Source organism: Ruegeria sp. HKCCD7296 (genome assembly GCF_013110775.1).
GTDB lineage: Bacteria > Pseudomonadota > Alphaproteobacteria > Rhodobacterales > Rhodobacteraceae > Ruegeria.
Map to the genome: position 1 here is coordinate 57,571 of NZ_WVRF01000007.1, position 18,861 is coordinate 76,431.

The following is an 18,861-nucleotide window of genomic DNA, read 5'->3' on the forward strand; positions in this document are numbered from 1 at the left end:
GTACCGTGTGGAGAGGACATGGAAAAGATTGTCATTCTGACCGGAGCCGGAATTTCCGCTGAAAGTGGGCTAGGTACCTTTCGCGATGAGGGCGGATTGTGGGCCAAGCACCGGATCGAGGATGTGGCCACGCCCGAAGGCTTTGCCCGCAATCCGGCCTTGGTTCAGGGATTTTACAATGCCCGTCGCGTTCAGGCGGCTGGCGTGAAACCCAATGCCGCCCACAAAGCACTGGCCCGGCTACAATGCGACTGGCCCGGTGAAGTGGTGATTGTCACTCAGAACGTCGACAGCCTGCACGAAGCCGGTGGTGCACGGAATGTCATTCACATGCACGGCACCTTGGCCGGCGCGTTGTGTTCGAACTGTGGGCACCGCTGGACTGCCCCGCCCGAGATGGCGGTCGCAGAACCCTGCCCCTCCTGCAACCGGCCAACAGCCCGTCCTGATGTAGTCTGGTTCGGAGAAATGCCTTACCACATGAATGAGATTTACGACCATCTGGCCAGCGCGTCGCTCTTTGCAGCCATTGGCACATCGAGTCAGGTCTATCCAGCAGCGACCTTTGTGCACGAGGCACAAGCGGCAGGCGCGCAAACTGTCGAGATTAATCTGGAGCCAACGCTTGGGGCCTCGGGGTTTGACACATATATCCTTGGCAAGGCGTCAGAAACGGTGCCTCACTGGGTAGAGCAATTGCTGGCACGACCCTCATAAGATGCAGACAACACTATATTTTTTGCTTAGATTGCGCCCGAAACGATTGGAGGATCAGCCATGGCCGACCAAGAACCCAAAACCGGCGAAATCCTGGAGGATGGCAGCATGGCCCAGCGCGACTTGCTGGGCGAGCAGCTATCCAATCTCTGGTGGACCTTTTTACTGCGTGGAGCATTGGCGGGGATTGTTGGCATAGCTGCGCTGTTCTGGCCCTCTGGCAGCATCGCCGTGCTGTTGCAACTGGTCGGAGTACTGTTGATCCTGGATGGCGGCCTGACTCTTTTTGGGGTTGGACGCCGTGGTGTTTTAGGAGGTGCCGCGATCGGCGCGCTAGTGATCGGTCTGATCCTGCTGATCTGGCCGGAAGGCACGGTCAAGCTTGCCTTTTTCCTGTTGGGTGCATGGGCGCTTATCATCGGGATCGGTTCACTGGCCGCCGCTCAGCAGATGCACCAGCGAGACCCGCAACGCGGATCAATGCGGGTTTCGGGCTTTGTTGCCTTGGTTGTCGGGCTGGTTCTGATGATCTGGCCAGCGGTGGCATTGGTGGCGCTTGGGTGGGGTATCGCATTTTCGGCGCTTGCAATTGCTGCTGTCATGTTCTGGCTGGCCTCCCGGTTCCGAAAAGCGGGTGATCGGGTCGGACTAAAAACCGTGAATAAATAAAAGCCACCCCCCTGAACAAACGCACTCAGGCCGGGCAATGCCCGGCCTGATGCATGGAAAAGGTGCAACGTGGCGCAAAGACAGGCGCGCTTTAATCCGTGCTCTCTCCGTGAGATCCGTGACCGCCATGACCACCTTTGTCTTGACGTTCCAGATCAACGGGTATCTCGATCTCGACCTCACCGGCATTCTCGAAAATCAGAGTGACGGGCACCATTGCGTCTTGCTCGAACGGCACTGTCAGGCCCATGAACATCACATGAGCCCCGCCGCGTTTCAGCATGTAGGTTTCGCCAGCGGGAATGACAAAGCCTTCTTCCACATGCACCATCTTGGCCACGCCGTTATCGCCGACCTCGTGTGTATGCAGCTCAACACGGGCCGCGGCGTCCGAAGTTGCGCCGATCAGACGGTCATCTGCGACGCCCTGATTCTCGATCATCATGAAAGCGGCACCAGCCTTGGCCGTTTTGCCCGAAGAGCGGGCATAAGCGTCATCCACCTTGATGGTGCCATCGGCCAGAGCGGGAACGGCCAGCGTGACTGCAGCCAAGGTTGCAAGCAGTTTGGATTTGAGGGACATCGCGCCTCTCCTTGTTGTTCAAAACTTTAGAAAAGATGGGTTTTTAAACAATAGAAGGCGGCGCGCGGGCCGGAGCGCGCGGCACCGGCAATGCGATCTGGTTGCCCACATCTCGCAATGGCGCGGGTTGCGCAAGTTCCGGCGCTGCGGGCAATGTGGGATGGGTCGCGGCAATTGCCCCCATGAGGGACAGCGCGTAATCCGGGCAATAGTGCGGTGGCGCAGTAGGTTGCCCACTTTCATCCATGTAGACAGCGACCGGGCCATTTCCGGTGCACAATACCATCTGGCCAACAGCACTATTCATGCCGCGCGACATGGCAAGACCCTGCCCGGTCAGCACCAGAAGCAGGGATAAAACAAACGGCAGAATACTGGCGGTCTTAGGTCTCATCCTGACCTTGGTATAGGTCAGCGTGCAAAGGCGCTTCAAGCGCTAAAGGGTCGCGCTTGAAGCGGTTTTCAGTAGTCCACCCCAGGTCGTTTCACTTCGCTTGCAGTAAAGCTGGTGTGCGACCGGTTCACTTTGCGCTGCATCTGCGCACAGGCTGCAATTGCCTTGCGGAGCACAGCGGCCAGAAACAGAAAAATGTAGAAACTTTTTAACGACATATTCGGGCCCCCGCCTGATGAATGACCTAACGTTAAGTCAGATTCGAATCTCTGTATGTGAAGAAATTCACCAATCGAAAAAATTATTTCGAATTCGGGAACAATGCGAATTGCCGCCATATAGCCACAGAACAAAAAAGCCCCGCACCAAAAGGGTACGGGGCCTTGAATTACGTAAGAGAATAAAGGCTTAGGCCGAGGCTTGCGCCTTGGCGATTTCCTTTTTCACTTTCAGAGCGTTTGCCGACAGCTCTTCGTCCTTGGCTTTAGCCAGGAACGCGTCCAGACCACCGCGGTGGTCGACCGAGCGCAGCGCAGCTGCCGAGATGCGCAGTTTAACACCGCGACCCAGGGTCTCGGACTGCAGGGTGACGTCGTTCAGGTTCGGCAGGAAACGACGTTTGGTTTTGTTGTTGGCGTGGCTGACATTGTTGCCAGTCATCGGGCCTTTTCCGGTCAGTTCGCAACGGCGCGACATGGTTTCTTCCTTTGTTTCTGGAGGCCGGGCTTCAGACCCTTGGCCAAATCACAAGGGGCGCAACCCGAAGTCGCGCCCGAAAACTGGTTGGATGCGTGTAGTGGGAATCGCCGGGAGGGTCAAGACAGGCCGCGCGAAATCTTTTATTTTGCACAGCCCGTAGGCTCCCCGACCAAACCCGACCATCAGGTCAGCGCACCGAGCAGTTCCTCTGCCGCTTTTGCCGGGTTCAAATGCCCTGCTGAGACTTCGGCGTTCAGACGCTCCATCTCGGCCTTGGCCTGCGGTGTGTCGAGGCGCGCAAGAAGAGCATGACGCACCTCTTGGTCGAACCAATACCGTGCTTGCGCCGCGCGATTGGCTTCCCAAATGCCATTGTCCCGACGCCATTGGGTCAAGGATTGCATTTCGTCCCACGCCTGCTCCAGCCCATGTTCTTCAACCGCTGATACGGTCATGGCCTTGGGAAAACCCTCGGGATCTTGCGGACGTTTACGCAGCAGTCGCAACGCTCCTGCATAGTCCGCGCAGGTGCGTGTGGCGGTGGCCTTCAGGTCGCCATCAGCCTTATTGATCAGGATGATGTCGGCCATCTCCATTATGCCGCGTTTCACACCCTGCAATTCGTCTCCGCCCGCAGGGGCCAACAACAGCAGGAACAGATCCGACAGCTCGGAAACAACCGTCTCCGACTGCCCCACACCAACCGTTTCGATGAGCACCACATCATAACCCGCCGCCTCGCACAGGGCGATGGCCTCACGGGTGCGACGGGCTACGCCGCCAAGGTGGCTTTGGCTGGGAGAAGGCCGGATAAAGGCATTTTTTTCCCGACTCAGGCGTTCCATCCGGGTTTTGTCGCCCAGAATCGAACCACCCGAACGTGCCGAGCTCGGATCGACCGCCAAAACAGCCACACGCATTCCTTGCCCAGTCAGCATCATGCCGAAGCTTTCAATAAAGGTGGACTTGCCAACCCCGGGTGTCCCCGACAAACCGATCCGCAACGCCTGACGTCCCGATCCCGCAAGCTGAGTTAAAAGCTCGCTGGCTTGCGCCCGATGATCAGCACGATTGCTTTCGACAAGAGTGATGGCACGCGCCAGCGCACGACGCTCGCCGTTCAATATCCTGTCACTTAAACTGTCTGTCTGCATGCTTGTTCCGTTCCCAGAGGCAGGAATAGTTGCCGTGGTCGGGGGGTATTTGTCCAGACCGAAGAGCACGGGAATTGCGCGCAACACAAATCCTGCGGCATTTCGTTCATGGCCTGCTGCTTGTGCAAGTGCGGGAACTGGACGCCGCCAGCACGATGGCGGATAAGGTGCGCATGACCAATCGCCTGCCCATAGATGACGCCGTTCCCGCCTTGCGGAATGCCTTGCGTGCCCGTGGACGCGCTGTGCTGCAGGCACCGCCAGGCGCAGGCAAGACCACGCGGGTGCCGTTGGCGATGCTCGAGGCCGATCTGTGCGACGGCAAGATCGTGATGCTGGAACCCCGAAGGCTGGCAGCGCGGGCAGCGGCAGAGCGGATGGCGGAGACTTTGGGAGAGCGCGCGGGGCAGACCGTGGGCTACCGTGTACGCGGCGATGCGAAAGTGTCCAAGGACACGCGGATCGAGGTCGTCACCGAAGGCATCCTGACCCGAATGCTGCAATCAGACCCTGACCTGCCCGGTATCAGCGCGGTGATTTTCGACGAATTCCACGAACGCTCTTTGAACGCTGATCTGGGGCTTGCGCTGTGCCTCGAGGTGGCAGGTGCGCTGCGGGATGACCTAATCCTGCTGGCCATGTCTGCCACCTTGGATGCCGAGCCCGTTGGCCAATTGATGGACGCCCCGCTGATCACGTCCGAGGGGCGCAGCTTTCCTGTCAAGACCCGCTGGCTGGATCGCCCCTTGGGGCTACAAGCACGTCGTTTGGATGCGCTGGTAGAACTGGTGGTACAGGCCGAACGTGAAACGCGCGCCACAGGAGGTGGTCTTTTGGTGTTCCTGCCCGGTGAAGGCGAAATCCGGCGGGCCGAGGCCGCCTTGAAAGCCAGACTATCTGAAGCCTGTGCCGTGTATCCATTGTTCGGGGCAATGCCCTTTGCCGCCCAGCGCGCAGCGATTGCCCCCGCTAAAAGCGGGCGCAAAGTGGTGCTGGCGACGTCGATTGCCGAAACCTCTTTGACCACCCCAGATATCCGCGTGGTCGTGGATATGGGGCAAGCGCGGCGGGCACGGTTTGATCCGGGCTCGGGCATGTCGAGGTTGGTCACAGAACGCGTGACGCGGGCCGAAGCGACGCAACGCGCGGGTCGCGCGGGCCGTGTGGCCGAAGGCGTGTGTTATAGGCTGTGGTCAAAAGGTGAAGAAGGCGCGCTGGCCGCCTACCCGCCCGCCGAGATCGAGGCAGCTGACTTGACCGGACTGGCGTTGGAACTGGCGTTGTGGGGCGCGGACGCCAATGATCTGGCCTTTTTGACACCGCCGCCCGACGGAACACTGGCCGAGGCACGGGCATTGCTGACGATGCTTGGCGCACTGGACGATAAGGGGCGGATCACTGATCACGGGCGAGCCTTGGCCGCGTTACCTCTGCACCCCCGGCTGGGTCACATGTTGGAAAGCGCAGGTTCGCAAGCTGCGCCATTGGCGGCACTTATGGCTGAACGTGACCCCTTGCGCGGCGCCCCGGTCGATATCGCGCTACGGCAAGAGGCGTTGCGCGACGTGCGGGCGTTTCAGCGTAACCGCGTATGGCAGGTGAATATGGGCGCCATAGACCGTATCCAGGCCGAAACCAAAAGACTGCGGGCGCAGGCCAAGAACGTGTCCGAGCGCCTGAGCCCTGCGGCCATGGTCGCCCTGGCCTACCCTGATCGCGTCGGACAGCGGCGCATAGGAGAAGCACCGCGCTATTTGCTGTCGGGCGGCAAGGGCGTTGTTCTGGACAATGGTGACACGCTGGCGGGCGCGCCTTACTTGGTTGTGAACGATACGGATGGCAACCCGCGCGAAGCAAAGGTACGCATGGCCACGCAGATCTCGGAACAAGAGATCCGGGATTTGTTTTCCGATCAAATCGCCTGGGTTGACAGTTGCACGTGGTCGAAACGCGAACGCCGGGTTGTGTCACGACGACAGGAACGGTTCGGTGCGATCACCTTGGATGATCGTATCTGGAAGGAAGTCCCGGATGAAGATGTCGCGCGGGCCATGCTGGACGGGGTCCGCGACCTAGGGCTGCGACTGGACGGGGCCGCCGGTCGACTGGCAGCCCGGGTCGAACTGGTGCGCGCAGACGGGACCGACCTGCCCGATTTCTCGGTCGAAGGCCTGATGGCCGACTTGGAGGATTGGCTGCTGCCGATGCTCTCAGGCGTCAAAAGCGCGGAAGATTGGAAGCGCTTCGACCTGTTACCCGCCCTGCGCGCCCGTTTGGATTGGGCACAGACGCAAGAACTGGACCGCCGTGCACCGGGATCGTTTGAAACACCGCTAGGACGCAAGGTGCCGATTGACTACAGTGCAGCGGTGCCAGAAATCTCGGTCCGGTTGCAGGAATTGTTCGGCGTTTCGATTCACCCGGTTGTCGGGGGCGCGCCGCTGAAAATTACCCTTCTGTCACCTGCGCAACGTCCGATCCAGATCACCCGCGATCTACCCGGATTCTGGGCTGGCTCTTACGCGGACGTGCGCAAGGATATGCGAGCCCAGTATCCAAAACACCCGTGGCCGGAAGACCCAACACAAGCCGACCCAACGTTGAGGGCAAAGCGCAGACGCGGCTAAGGCAAGACCGGCCGGGGCTGAAACAGTGTTCAGCCACTCGAACCGAAAACCGCTCACGAATACTGAAAATCTGAAGACTTAATTGAAATTCAACATTTCCACTGTTACGTCCCTTCAGTTCCGATGACAGGATATGGTTGATACGCTGCGGATGGGTTCAAAACTGCGAAATATCTGGGAAGAGGTTGGTCGGCCTTTGTTCCTGCGCCCCAGACGGGTGCAGTTCGCGGCTTTGTGCACCCGAAAACACAAAGGGCAAAATGAGGTACTGTTGATCACCAGTCGGGATACCGGGCGCTGGATCATTCCAAAGGGCTGGCCGATTGACGGTCTGGACGGGGCCGAAACGGCGCTGCAGGAGGCCTGGGAAGAGGCCGGAGTGCGAGCGGACAAGGTGGACAAGAAACCCATCGGTCACTTTACTTACGACAAAATCCTCAAGGACGGGTCGACGCAACCGGTGCTGACCAATGTATACCGGATTATGGTGCGCAAACTGGTCGAAGACTTCCCCGAAGCCCATCAGCGGACACGAAAGTGGTTTTCACCGGCCGAAGCCGCCACGCAGGTGCAGGAACCTGAACTACAGTCGCTGCTGCGTCAAATGTAACAACTTCGCAACAAATTGATGACATGCGGCTTGTCCTTGCAGCATCGAAACGTTAGCTGCGGGCCGTCTTTGAAAAACTGATCAAGCCCATGTCTGACACAAACCCCAAGCCGCGCTGGCAGGCGCTGGACAGCGACCTGCATCGCATTTCTCGCGTTGAAAACGCCAACATACACGTGTCCCGTCCTTTGTTGGCACCGGGAATCGCGTTGGCGTTCATGGTCGTTGCAGGACTGACAGCGGCCGTTCTGTTTGGTCAGGCCGATGGCAGCTACATCGTGGTCGCCGCTGCCGCTTTTGGGGCCTATATGGCGATCAACATTGGCGCAAATGATGTGGCCAACAACATGGGTCCAGCCGTTGGTGCAAACGCACTGACCATGGGCGGGGCCATCTTGATCGCGGCCATCGCCGAAAGCGCAGGTGCGTTGCTGGCAGGTGGTGATGTGGTTTCGACCATTTCCAAGGGGATCATTGATCCTGCGTCTGTTCAGAACAGCAGCGTTTTCATCTGGGCGATGATGGCAGCACTGATTTCGTCTGCCATGTGGGTCAATCTGGCAACTTGGGTCGGCGCGCCTGTGTCGACTACGCACTCGGTTGTCGGAGGCGTCATGGGGGCCGGGATTGCAGCAGCGGGGCTAAGTGCAGTCAATTGGGGCACGATGAGCGCAATTGCGGCCAGTTGGGTGATCTCGCCTGTACTGGGTGGTTTGATTTCCGCCGGTTTTCTGGCGCTGATCCAGACCAAGATTCAAAATCAGGATGATAAGATCGCGGCGGCCCGCAAATGGGTGCCCATCCTTGTGGCAGTGATGGCAGGGGCCTTTGCCACTTATCTTACCGTAAAGGGGCTTAAACGCATCGTTAAAATCGAACTTGAGATGGCGCTGTTAATCGGGTTGGGCGCAGGTCTGCTGTCTTGGTCCGCCACCGTCCCATGGGTGCGACGCAAGTCCGAAGGGCTTGAAAACCGAACGCGGTCACTGAAAGCTCTGTTTGGCTTGCCGCTGGTCATCTCGGCCACGTTCCTGAGTTTCGCCCATGGCGCAAATGACGTGGCCAATGCGGTTGGCCCTCTGGCCGCGATTGTGCACGCGGCAGAATTCGGGGATTTCGCGTCGAAGGTCTCAATTCCGCTTTGGGTAATGATTATCGGCGCGTTTGGGATTTCCTTTGGTCTGTTCTTATTTGGCCCCAAACTGATCCGGATGGTCGGTAGCCAGATCACCAAGCTGAACCCTATGCGGGCTTTCTGTGTCGCCCTTTCGGCGGCGATCACCGTGATCGTGGCCAGTTGGCTGGGGCTGCCTGTCAGCTCGACCCATATCGCAGTTGGCGCAGTTTTTGGTGTGGGCTTTTTCCGCGAGTGGGACTCCGAACGGCGACGTAAACGCGCCAACCTGCTGCGTGCAACAGGGCATAATCTGGCACCCGAAGAGTACCGCCGTCGTAAACTGGTGCGGCGCTCGCATTTTATGACCATCATAGCGGCCTGGGTCATCACCGTACCTGCTGCCGCGACCATGTCAGCCATAATCTTTTGGATGCTAACTGCTTTCGCCTAAGGGGTCTTACAACCTGATCTGATCCGGGGTCAGCGGGTGATCAGGCGCGTGTTTGATCAGGTCGGACACTTGTATGCAGATGGGCGTCGGCACCCCGGTTTCATGGCCCAACCGTATTATGTGGCCTTGCAAACTGTCGATTTCCGTTTGTCGTTCAGCCATCAGATCATAGGCCATAGACGTCCGGGCACTGGGATCAATCGTCAGCATCCGGGCGGCGACGCGGGTAAACAGCGGAGTCGGCAGCCGCAGGATATGCGGGGTCATCCAAACCGGAAGCGGCGTGGTCGATGCCACTGGGTGCCCCGCCGCCTTGAGAACCAAAAGCGCCTCGGCCATCTGATCCGCAACAAGTAAACGCCAGTCGCGGCTTTTCAGTTGATCCACGATCGTCAAACCCGACAGCGCATTCAGCGCGTTGTTCAGATTGATCAACAGTTTGCCCCATTGCACGGCCTCGATCTGATCACTCGCCAAAACAGGCAGATCCGGGCTGCTGAGACGCTCGGCCAGATCTCCGGGCCCATTTTCGATGACGACTTCGCCCGAGGTGGCCCGGTGATAGGTAGTAGGTCCACTAGGCACCACGTTAAAGGGCACCATTCCGGCACGGACATCTCGCCCCTGCAAGGCAGCACGCAAGGTCGCAGCGTTTTCGATCCCGTTCTGCCAGGACAGAATCGGCGCGTCCGACGATGCCTCAGCAGCGATCTGTTCGGCCATATCCGCAGTGGCACCCGATTTGACAGTGACGATGACCAATTCTGCATGAGCCAAACAAGTTGGATCTTGGCTGAGGTCTGGGGAATTGGCTGGTGCTGTGTAATTAAGCCCATCGAAATCCGTAACCGTCAGCCCGTGTTGGCGGATCGGGTCAAGCACACGGGCGCGGCCCAGCAGGGTGACGGAATGGCCCGCTCGAGCCAGTAATGCTCCGCAATAACAACCAATGCTGCCCGCACCTGCAATTACGAGTTTCATAATGCCCCCTCAGAAATACCTGAAAGGATCACCGCAAACGACCTGTTACACAACCCCGCCGCTTTTCGGGGCACTTGTCAACGTGCCAACCGAGGTTTGGTCCGTTCAAGCTCTTCAGAAATAGGGATAAACTCCTGATCGTCACCCGGTGGCAAATGGAACGCACCATTGGCCCAATCGGCGCTTTTCCACTCACGCGTTGCGGTTTCGATCTTTTCTTTCGAAGAGGAAACGAAGTTCCACCAGATATACCGGTCCTCGTTCAGCGTCGCGCCGCCCAGCAGCATCAGCCGCGCACCCAAGGGGCCCGCTTTGACCGACAGCTTGTCGCCGGGGCGGAAAACCATCATACGGCCTTCGTCAAACGTGTCGCCTGCGATCTCGACCGAGCCTTGAGTGACATAAACGCCGCGATCCTCTTGATCATCGGGCAGCGGGAACGAGGCACCGGGTTCAAGCTGCACGTCCAGATAGAAGGTTTCGGACAACATAGTCACCGGACTGGTTTCGCCATAGGCCGAGCCCAGAATCAACCGGGCGCTAGCACCCGCGTCCTGAAGATGCGGCAGCGCGGCCTGTTTATGATGTTCGAAATCAGGGGCCATATCCTCATGCGCTTCGGGCAAGGCGATCCACGTCTGGATTCCAAAAAGACTATGCTTTTTACCACGCGTTTCGTCGCTTGTGCGTTCGGAATGTGTAACACCTCGCCCCGCGACCATCCAATTGACCTCACCCGGATAGATCATCTGATGGGTTCCAAGGCTGTCGCGGTGCTCGAACTCGCCCTGATACAGATAGGTCACTGTGCCCAGTCCGATATGCGGATGGGGGCGCACGTCGATACCGCCTTCGGTGATGAATTCGGCCGGACCCATCTGATCGAAAAAGATGAACGGGCCAACCAATTGTCGTTTCACTGAAGGCAATGCGCGGCGCACTTCGAACCCGCCCAGATCGCGGGCACGCGGGATGATCAGCGTGTCCAGCGCCGGGTTTTCCGAGACGCAATCAGGATTATGGGTCGGATTCCAACTCATTTCAGCACTCCCTTGGTTGCAGATGGCAAAGCCATCCATCGTTCGCTCAAACAAGAGATAGACGCTTATTCCGCCCAATAAAGTGCGCAAACGCACAGATTGGGTGCATTGCCCCCCCCGCTTAGCGAGGCCATAAGCGGGGGAAAAAGGGGCCGTCGATCTTATCGCCTTCGCCATAACCCGCGGCTTCGAACTGCGCGCGCTCATCTTTGGCCCAGTCGCCGCGGTATCGGATGACTCCATCTGGTGCAGTCATGCGAAGGGTGAAACGGCGGACCGTTTCCGACGGGGTCGTCGCGGATAGCCCGCCATGTAACGTTCGCATATCGAAAAAGATGCAGTCCCCAAGCTCCAGATCCCATTGCAACAGGTCATACGCTTCGGGGTCCGCGTTTACATCAGGTGGCGGGTGATAGGTTTGCCCGGCAACTTCAGTCGGTTCATAACTCGGATGCCCATCAGCAAAGCGCACCCGCATGAAAAGCTTGTTCCAGAGGTGTGATCCCTTGACGAAGGCGATACCGTTTTCCTTCGTCACCTGCTCCAGCGGCAGCCACAGCACGCACATTGTGCCCTCAAAATCGAAGTAGGACAGATCCTGATGAAAAGGTGGGCGCGAGGTTGATCCCGCTTCGCGCAAGAACCAGTTGTCCATGACAAGATTGACAGACGGAGCCCCAAGCAGTTCAGCAGCAAGTGGTGCACAGGGAGAGTGATGAACGAATTCGGTAAATTGGGGAATTTTGTTCCAGGCCCAGTAATCCTCGAAATAGCCGGGAGCGCTTGGGTCCTTGGTATGGCGTGTGAAATTGTCGGTCGGATTTTCAAGGTCGGCGTCGATGCCTTCGCGCAATAACGACAACCAGTCGTGCGAAAACTTTGACCGAAGGGCAACAGCACCGTTGCGCCGGAAGGCAGCTATGTCCTCGGCTGAGACTTTATCCACTTGTGTCATGGCACGACCTTTCGTTTCAGACACGATGAATACAAACATCGCAACTTGTAAAACGAAACGTCAAAGAGATTCGGTGCCGCTGCCCCTGTCCGTCTCACAGAACCGTGAGAGTAGGATTTTATGATCCGGTGCGCCTCGGAATCCATCGGAACCATGCTATCTTGAGTATCGTTGTCGGACCGAAAAGGGTCGCGGATTGGAGGTTTCTCAATGGCTGACGCTTTGCTCTCCCGTCGTTCACTGATTACCCAAGCTGCCGCTGTTGTGGCAACTGCGGCCTCGGGGCTTTTGTTACCAGCACGTGCGAGCGGGCTTGCACCAACGCCATCGATGCGGGGCGGATCGAACAATTACCGTCCCGGAGCACCTATCGTGAACCAGATCGGTGGCGGTGGGTTCTGGATGACCGGCACAGTGCGGCGTGCAGGCGATGGAGCCCCCCTGCCCGGCCAACGCATTCAGATCTGGGCGCACACGACCGAGGGGCACGAGCGCGATCCGCACAGCCATGGCGCGACGTTGACGGATGCGAAGGGTGAGTTTCGGCTGGAGATGCCGCAGATCGTGCCCGCCTTCGGTCAACCTCACGGGCATTTGGCCTATGACAGCGGGGAGTTCGAGACCGTTTTCCTGCGCCCCGTGATGTCGAGTGCAGATGACTTGACACTAGCCGCGCATTTTGTATTGCAGCCGCTTTAAGAAGTGTTGAGGCGCAGTTTGATCTGGGTGCTGTTAAGTGCCGCGCTTGCTATCCCGATCATCGCAGCGGCCTATAGCCCTTATCTGGCGTGGCGTGATCCGATCTACATTCTCGCCGGATTTGCGGGCATTATCGGAATGTGCCTTTTGCTGCTGCAACCGCTGCTGGCCGGGCGCTGGTTGCCTGGACTTTCCCATGTGTCCAGCCGCCATTGGCACAGGCGGTGTGGTCTGGCACTGATCGTGGCCATATTGATCCATGTGGGAGGTCTATGGATCACCAGCCCGCCAGACGTAGTCGACGCCTTGCTTTTTGTTTCAGCCACCCCGTTTTCGAATTGGGGTGTCATCGCGATGTGGTCAGCTTTTGCAGCGGCTCTGTTGGGTGTCATGCGCCAACGTTTGAACCTGCGGTTTCGCCTTTGGCGGCTTAGCCATACCGGTCTAGCAATGGTGACGATTATCGGCAGTGTTGTTCACGCGATGCTGATCGAGGGAACGATGGAAACCATGACCAAGACCACGTTATGCGTTCTGGTTCTATTGGCGAGCGCACGGACGCTCGCCAAGCTAAAGGTTTGGGATATCCGCCGACGAGCCTAAACGCCCAGGCACCAACGCATGACAGCTTTTTGCGCGTGCAGGCGGTTTTCGGCCTCGTCAAAAATGACCGAGTTCGGACCATCCATCACCTCGGACGTTGCCTCTTCCTCACGGTGCGCGGGCAGGCAGTGCATAAACAACGCATCTGGTTTGGCGTGTGACATAAGTTCCGTGTTGACCTGATAGGGGCGCAGCAGATTGTGGCGGCGTTCTTTGGCCGATTGGGAATCATGCATGGAAACCCAGGTGTCCGCGACCACCAGGTCCGCTCCTTCAACGGCTTTGAACGGGTCGCGTTCCACCACGATTTGCGAGCCTTTCTGGCGCGCAAAGCCCATAAACTCTTCCTCGGGATCAAATTGCGCCGGACCTGTGAATGTCAGATCGAACCCGAACTGGCCCGCCGCGTGCAGGAACGACGCGCAGACGTTATTCCCATCTCCGGTCCAGACCACTTTTTTTCCTGCGATGGGGCCGCGATGTTCTTCGAACGTCAGCACGTCGGCCATGATCTGGCAGGGATGGGTCCGGTCGGTCAGGCCGTTGATCACCGGTACATCCGAATATTCCGCCATCTCAGTCAGGATGGTTTCATCAAAGGTCCGGATCATGATCATGTCGACATAGCGGGACAGGACGCGCGCGGTATCGGCAATTGTCTCGCCATGCCCCAGCTGCATGTCTTTACCCGAAAGTACCATGGTCTGTCCGCCCATCTGGCGCACACCCACGTCAAAGGACACGCGCGTCCGGGTTGAAGGCTTTTCAAAGATCAGCGCAACCATACGATCTTTGAGCGGTTGTGCCTCATCAAGTGCTGCCTTGGGGCGACCCAGGCGGGCCCGCTTCATTGCGCCCGCCTGATCAATCATGGCCCGCAGGTCGTTGGCGTCGGTTTTATGGATATCGAGAAAGTGGTTCATGTCGTTTCGCTTTTGGCTGAGCGGTGCGTGGGGGCCAGCCCCCACACCCCCGCCGTATTTGGAACAAGAAGAAAGGTCAGGCGCTGGTGAGTTGTGAGTTGACCTGTGTTGCCGCCTTGTCCAGGCGGATCAGGGCTTGGGCGATGTCGTCCTCGGACAGCGTCAGCGGCGGCAGCAAGCGGATGACGTTGTCGGCGGCGGGGACCGTAATGACCTCGTTTTCATAGCCCGCATTGACCATATCGATATTGGACGTCTTGCATTTGAGACCCAGCATGAGACCTGAGCCACGCACCTCTTCGAAAACGTCGGGGTGATCTGCGACCAGACCTTCGAGTTTCTGCCGCAACAGACCCGCCTTGCGATTGACTCCTTCCAGAAAAGCGGGTGTTGTGACCTGGTCAATCACTGCGCAGCCGACAGCGCAACCCAAAGGGTTGCCGCCATAGGTCGAGCCATGGGTGCCAGCGGTCATTCCGCTGGCAGCGTCTTCGGTGGCCAGTACAGCGCCCAGAGGGAAACCACCGCCAATGCCCTTGGCAACCATCATGATATCCGGAGTAATGCCCGCCCATTCATGGGCGAAGAGTTTGCCGGTGCGGCCAACGCCACATTGCACTTCGTCAAGGATCAGAAGCAGGCCATTTTTGTCACAGATCTGGCGCAGCGCCTTTAACTCAGCATCAGGCACGGGGCGGATGCCGCCTTCCCCCTGTACCGGCTCGATCATGACCGCGGCGGTGCGCTCGGTAATCGCGTTGGTAACGCCATCAAGGTCCCCAAAGGTCAGGTGTACAAATCCCGGCAAAAGCGGACCGAAGCCTTTGGTCATTTTTTCCGATCCGGCCGCGGCAATACCTGCCGACGAACGTCCATGAAATGAGCCGTCGAAGGTGATGATTTCAACCCGCTCGGGCTGACCTTTGTCATAGAAGTATTTGCGGGCCATTTTCACAGCCAGCTCGCAAGATTCCGTACCGGAGTTGGTGAAGAAAACCGTGTCGGCAAAGGTGTGTTCCACCAACTTGTCCGCCAGCGCCTGCTGCTGTGGGATGTTATAAAGGTTCGAGACATGCCACAGAGCATGAGCCTGTTCGGTCAGAGCGGCCACCAGCGCAGGATGGGCGTGGCCCAGCGCGTTGACTGCGATCCCGGCGCCCAAGTCCAGAAAACGTCGGCCATCCGCCTCGGTCAGCCAGGCGCCTTCGCCCTTCACAAATGTCAGGGGCGCGCGATTATAGGTCGGCAGAACGGACGGGATCATCGGATCATCCTTTTCGAATTGCTTGAGCCCTGTGAGTGATACACCAGAGCCTTGGTCGTCAACATATTTGGTGGGATTTGCGCGGATTTTGAACACGCAATAGATCAAAAGGGCCGGTTACGCGGTCAGGCGTCGGCGTCGGAGTCGCAGGATATGTGCGGTTTTGATCATGCTGGTCGTATAGCGGCGTAAGCTCGATCTGGGAACCCTTTAAATGAATCGTCGATAATTATCTCCACGCGGTGCTCGAAACAGGATTTCCTTCTTGTCTTTCGCGCCTATCTGCCGCACCGCTGAGACATGACGCCTGCACGCCAAAACCCCGCCCTTGCAGCCCTGTTGATCTTTGCCGCCAGCGCTCTGTTGGCTGGCACAACACTGCTGGCAAAGTCGCTTGGGACGGATGCGTTGGGCCCGCCGCTGCACCCTATGCAGATCAGCCATGGACGTTTTTTGTTTGCTTTTCTGGTGATCATCAGTGCGGTCGCGATATTGCGTCCACAGCTCAAACGCCCGCATTGGGGATTGCATATCGGGCGCTCCAGCTTTGGATGGTTGGGAATTACGCTTATGTTCGCATCGGTCGCGTATATCCCGATTGCAGATGCCACCGCGATTTCCTTCTTGAATCCGGTCTTCGCCATGGTTTTGGCGATCCCGCTTCTGAAAGAGGGGGTCGGTCCCTGGCGTTGGCTGGCCGCAGCGGTCGCCCTTGTAGGTGCATTGATTCTGTTACGCCCGACCCCTGCCAGCTTTCAACCTGCTGCCTTGTTAGCCTTGACCGCGGCCGCCGTGATCGGAATGGAGCTGATTTTCATCAAAAAGCTGTCTGGCCGCGAAATTCCAATCCAGATTTTGCTGGTGAACAACGCGATGGGATTGGTAATTGCCTCTGTCGCGGTGATTGCGGTGTGGCAGGCGCCAACATCGGAACAATGGGCAGCATTGGCTGGAATCGGTGCTTTGATGGCCTGTGCGCAAGCCTGTTTCGTCAACGGCATGGCCCGGGCGGATGCCTCTTTTGTGGCGCCGATCAGCTATGCCACGCTGGTTTTTGCAGCGTTCTATGACTTTTTGGTATTCGATGTGATCCCGGACCGGATCAGCCTGATCGGGTCTTTAACCATTCTGACCGGAGGGTTGATTCTAGTTTGGCGCGAAGCGGTTAGGCGCCCAAAATGACCGGTAAAAGACAGTTTGCACGGGGGGGGGGCTGTTCAAGCCTTCAATCTGTACCCTGTGCGAAGCATGTGCCAGGTGATCACTCCGATCAAAAGGGTTGCAAAGGAACAAACCACCATACCCAACCAGGGTGAGCTGTCTGAGACCCCGATCATGCCATAACGCAACCCGTCGATCAGATAGAAGACGGGGTTCAAGTGGGTCAGACGGTTCAGCACAGGTGGCAGCGCCTGAACCGAGTAGAATGTCCCTGAGAGGAAGGCCAGCGGTGTAACGATGAAGTTTGTAATGGCCGCCATCTGGTCGAATTTGTTTGCAAAAATCCCAGCAAACAAACCAAGCGCGCCCATGAAAGCCCCGCCCAAAACGACGAAGATCATCGCGATAATGATGTTTTGTGGCACGATGCCAAGAACCAGTGCCAGCGCAACAGCGACGACGCATGCAATCAGGATGCCTCGGGCAATTCCCCCCGCCAGATAGCCAAGCAAGATCTCAAGCGGCGACAGAGGTGGCATCAGGGTATCCACGATATTGCCCTGCACCTTGGAAATGACCATCGAAGACGAGGTGTTTGCAAAGGCATTCTGGATCACGGTCATCATCATGATCCCCGGTGCCAGAAAGACCAGAAACGGCACGCCCATGACATCCGGTCGGCTGGGGCCGATAGCAATATTAAAAATCAGCAGAAACAACCCGGCCGTCACAAGCGGTGCCAGAATGGTCTGGGTCCAAACCGCCAGAAAGCGCAACGTTTCACGCTGCGCCAGCGTGTAAAGGCCCATCCAGTTGACGGCTCCAAAGCGGCGCGCGGTCTGATCTGCGGAATTCTGCATGATTTGCCCCAAACCTGATTCGAAGACAGCTTGTAACTCGGGCTGCAGTGTTTAGAATAGGGGGCTGAGACGATTTCCCAAGGCGGCCCGAATCCGGGGCCGCTTTCCGCTTTTGAAAGGCTAACGATGTCCTGGACAGACGAGCGCGTAGAACTGCTGAAGAAGATGTGGGGCGAAGGCCAGTCGGCCAGCCAGATTGCCAAGGAACTGGGCGGCGTGACCCGCAACGCGGTGATCGGCAAAGTGCATCGCCTGGGCCTGTCCAACAGGACAGCGGGCGCGTCCCCTGCCAAATCCGAGCCTAAGGAAAAACCGGCCCCCGCACCCAAGGCCGAGGCCAAGCCTAAACCTGCACCAAAGACTGAACCGGCGCGCCCGGCCCCTGCCCCTGCCGCCGAGGCGAAACCTGCCGTACCGGCACGTCGTCAGATCATCCCGGCCGGTCAACCACTGCCTCCTCAGCCGTCGGCCAATGAGATCAGCCCCGAGGCGCTGGCCAAGGTCAACGAGATCGAGAAGAAGGCCAAGAAGCTGAGTTTGATGGAACTGACCGAGAAGACCTGCAAATGGCCTGTGGGCGACCCCGCGACCGAGGATTTCTGGTTCTGTGGTCTGCCAGTTGAAGCAGGCAAACCCTATTGCGAAGCGCATGTGGGCGTGGCCTTCCAACCCATGAGCGCGCGCCGCGACCGACGCCGGTGACACAGATGCGCCAGGATCCGACAGCAATGGAGGATACCTGGCTAGCCCGTGCAAAGCGCCTGCTGGCCCTGTCTGAAACCGGCCAGCATTTCACCAAAGACCCTTTTGACCGGGAACGTTACGACGAGATCGCCGCCATGGCCCGCGCCATGCTGGCTGATCTCGGTCAGGTGCCGATTTCGCGGATAGAAGGGCTGATCACAGACCATGCGGGCGGCTATGCAACCCCTAGTATCGACATTCGCGGCGCGGTGATCCGGGATGACCACATCCTTCTGGTGCGCGAACGTAGTGACGGTCGGTGGTCGATGCCCGGCGGCTTTGCCGATATCGGCAGCTCTCCGGCGGAAAACATCGAGCGTGAGGTCTGGGAAGAAGCAGGGCTTCGGGTTCAGGCACGACACCTGTACGCCTTGCGCCATAAGGCGCGACACCCTTACCCGGCAGATGCGCGTGATTTCTATAAGCTGTTCTTTTTATGCGATGAGGTAGGACAGGACGACCCTAAGACGGGAAGCGAAACCAGCGCGGTCGGGTTTTTCCCAATGTCTCAGCTGCCTGACTTATCCCTAGCGCGAAACATCGAACGAGACATTGCAGAAGCATTTGAAACGCTATCCAACTCGTCTGCAACAGTGCTTTTTGACTAATC

Annotated in this window: 21 protein-coding genes; 10 read left to right on the forward strand and 11 right to left on the reverse strand. The window is 58.1% G+C overall.

Going from position 1 to position 18,861, the window contains the following annotated elements; genetic code table 11:
• The first annotated feature begins 18 nt into the window (after positions 1–18).
• Complete coding sequence (locus GS632_RS11420; protein WP_171238184.1) at positions 19–717, forward strand: NAD-dependent deacylase; 699 nt, start codon at positions 19–21, stop codon at positions 715–717.
• Between the two features lie 60 nt (positions 718–777).
• Complete coding sequence (locus GS632_RS11425) at positions 778–1,386, forward strand: HdeD family acid-resistance protein (RefSeq protein ID WP_171235247.1); 609 nt, start codon at positions 778–780, stop codon at positions 1,384–1,386.
• 91 nt (positions 1,387–1,477) lie between these two features.
• On the opposite strand, the gene GS632_RS11430 is transcribed toward GS632_RS11425, so the two are convergent.
• From GS632_RS11430 to meaB, 5 genes are all read right to left on the reverse strand, one after another.
• Positions 1,478–1,969 carry a copper chaperone PCu(A)C gene (locus GS632_RS11430; protein WP_171238183.1) on the reverse strand — a complete coding sequence of 164 codons (492 nt, stop codon included), beginning with the start codon at positions 1,967–1,969 and terminating at the stop codon, positions 1,478–1,480.
• Between the two features lie 43 nt (positions 1,970–2,012).
• Positions 2,013–2,363: a hypothetical protein gene (locus tag GS632_RS11435; protein WP_171238182.1), complete on the reverse strand. Its 351-nt coding sequence runs from the start codon at positions 2,361–2,363 to the stop codon at positions 2,013–2,015.
• Positions 2,364–2,431: 68 nt separating this feature from the next.
• On the reverse strand, positions 2,432–2,581 hold the full coding sequence (locus GS632_RS11440) for a hypothetical protein (RefSeq protein ID WP_171235250.1): 150 nt from the start codon (positions 2,579–2,581) through the stop codon (positions 2,432–2,434).
• A gap of 190 nt (positions 2,582–2,771) precedes the next feature.
• A complete protein-coding gene (gene rpmB / locus GS632_RS11445) occupies positions 2,772–3,059 on the reverse strand; it encodes a 50S ribosomal protein L28 (protein ID WP_171094054.1) in 288 nt (95 codons plus the stop codon).
• 185 nt (positions 3,060–3,244) lie between these two features.
• On the reverse strand, positions 3,245–4,216 hold the full coding sequence (gene meaB / locus GS632_RS11450) for a methylmalonyl Co-A mutase-associated GTPase MeaB (RefSeq protein WP_171238181.1): 972 nt from the start codon (positions 4,214–4,216) through the stop codon (positions 3,245–3,247).
• A gap of 173 nt (positions 4,217–4,389) precedes the next feature.
• Between meaB and hrpB the strand changes: the two genes are divergently transcribed.
• The 3 genes from hrpB (at position 4,390) to GS632_RS11465 (ending at position 9,021) form a co-directional block, all read left to right on the forward strand.
• The gene (gene hrpB, locus GS632_RS11455; RefSeq protein WP_171721873.1) at positions 4,390–6,843 is read left to right on the forward strand and encodes an ATP-dependent helicase HrpB; all 2,454 of its coding nucleotides are present in this window, start codon (positions 4,390–4,392) and stop codon (positions 6,841–6,843) included.
• 151 nt (positions 6,844–6,994) lie between these two features.
• Entirely contained in the window at positions 6,995–7,453 is a 459-nt protein-coding gene (locus GS632_RS11460; RefSeq protein ID WP_171238270.1) for an NUDIX hydrolase, read from the forward strand.
• Between the two features lie 89 nt (positions 7,454–7,542).
• Complete coding sequence (locus GS632_RS11465) at positions 7,543–9,021, forward strand: inorganic phosphate transporter (protein ID WP_171721855.1); 1,479 nt, start codon at positions 7,543–7,545, stop codon at positions 9,019–9,021.
• 6 nt (positions 9,022–9,027) lie between these two features.
• On the opposite strand, the gene GS632_RS11470 is transcribed toward GS632_RS11465, so the two are convergent.
• From GS632_RS11470 to GS632_RS11480, 3 genes are all read right to left on the reverse strand, one after another.
• A complete protein-coding gene (locus tag GS632_RS11470; protein WP_171238179.1) occupies positions 9,028–10,002 on the reverse strand; it encodes a 2-dehydropantoate 2-reductase in 975 nt (324 codons plus the stop codon).
• A gap of 77 nt (positions 10,003–10,079) precedes the next feature.
• On the reverse strand, positions 10,080–11,042 hold the full coding sequence (locus GS632_RS11475; RefSeq protein ID WP_171177764.1) for a pirin family protein: 963 nt from the start codon (positions 11,040–11,042) through the stop codon (positions 10,080–10,082).
• Positions 11,043–11,163: 121 nt separating this feature from the next.
• Positions 11,164–11,997 carry a phytanoyl-CoA dioxygenase family protein gene (locus tag GS632_RS11480; protein WP_171721854.1) on the reverse strand — a complete coding sequence of 278 codons (834 nt, stop codon included), beginning with the start codon at positions 11,995–11,997 and terminating at the stop codon, positions 11,164–11,166.
• 210 nt (positions 11,998–12,207) lie between these two features.
• Here GS632_RS11480 and GS632_RS11485 point away from each other — a divergent pair, with 210 nt between their 5' ends.
• Both GS632_RS11485 and GS632_RS11490 read left to right on the forward strand, forming a co-directional pair.
• Positions 12,208–12,696 carry a twin-arginine translocation pathway signal gene (locus GS632_RS11485; RefSeq protein ID WP_171721853.1) on the forward strand — a complete coding sequence of 163 codons (489 nt, stop codon included), beginning with the start codon at positions 12,208–12,210 and terminating at the stop codon, positions 12,694–12,696.
• An 18-nt stretch (positions 12,697–12,714) separates the two neighbouring features.
• Positions 12,715–13,299, forward strand: coding sequence for a ferric reductase-like transmembrane domain-containing protein (locus GS632_RS11490; protein ID WP_253284456.1), 585 nt, complete (start codon positions 12,715–12,717; stop codon positions 13,297–13,299).
• Here GS632_RS11490 and argF read toward each other — a convergent pair.
• Together argF and GS632_RS11500 are read right to left on the reverse strand one after the other, a co-directional pair.
• The gene (argF, locus tag GS632_RS11495) at positions 13,296–14,222 is read right to left on the reverse strand and encodes an ornithine carbamoyltransferase (RefSeq protein WP_171177780.1); all 927 of its coding nucleotides are present in this window, start codon (positions 14,220–14,222) and stop codon (positions 13,296–13,298) included. The genes GS632_RS11490 and argF overlap by 4 nt on opposite strands.
• 76 nt (positions 14,223–14,298) lie before the next feature.
• Positions 14,299–15,486: an aspartate aminotransferase family protein gene (locus GS632_RS11500; RefSeq protein ID WP_171721851.1), complete on the reverse strand. Its 1,188-nt coding sequence runs from the start codon at positions 15,484–15,486 to the stop codon at positions 14,299–14,301.
• Positions 15,487–15,786: 300 nt separating this feature from the next.
• On the opposite strand from GS632_RS11500, the gene GS632_RS11505 reads away from it, so the two are divergent.
• The gene (locus tag GS632_RS11505; RefSeq protein WP_171721850.1) at positions 15,787–16,668 is read left to right on the forward strand and encodes a DMT family transporter; all 882 of its coding nucleotides are present in this window, start codon (positions 15,787–15,789) and stop codon (positions 16,666–16,668) included.
• 35 nt (positions 16,669–16,703) lie between these two features.
• Here the strand turns inward: GS632_RS11505 and GS632_RS11510 are convergent, their stop codons facing one another.
• Positions 16,704–17,507 carry an ABC transporter permease gene (locus GS632_RS11510; protein WP_171238175.1) on the reverse strand — a complete coding sequence of 268 codons (804 nt, stop codon included), beginning with the start codon at positions 17,505–17,507 and terminating at the stop codon, positions 16,704–16,706.
• Between the two features lie 126 nt (positions 17,508–17,633).
• On the opposite strand from GS632_RS11510, the gene GS632_RS11515 reads away from it, so the two are divergent.
• Together GS632_RS11515 and GS632_RS11520 are read left to right on the forward strand one after the other, a co-directional pair.
• The gene (locus GS632_RS11515; protein ID WP_171238174.1) at positions 17,634–18,209 is read left to right on the forward strand and encodes a GcrA family cell cycle regulator; all 576 of its coding nucleotides are present in this window, start codon (positions 17,634–17,636) and stop codon (positions 18,207–18,209) included.
• A 5-nt stretch (positions 18,210–18,214) separates the two neighbouring features.
• Entirely contained in the window at positions 18,215–18,859 is a 645-nt protein-coding gene (locus GS632_RS11520; protein ID WP_216601759.1) for an NUDIX hydrolase, read from the forward strand.
• Positions 18,860–18,861 lie beyond the last annotated feature (2 nt).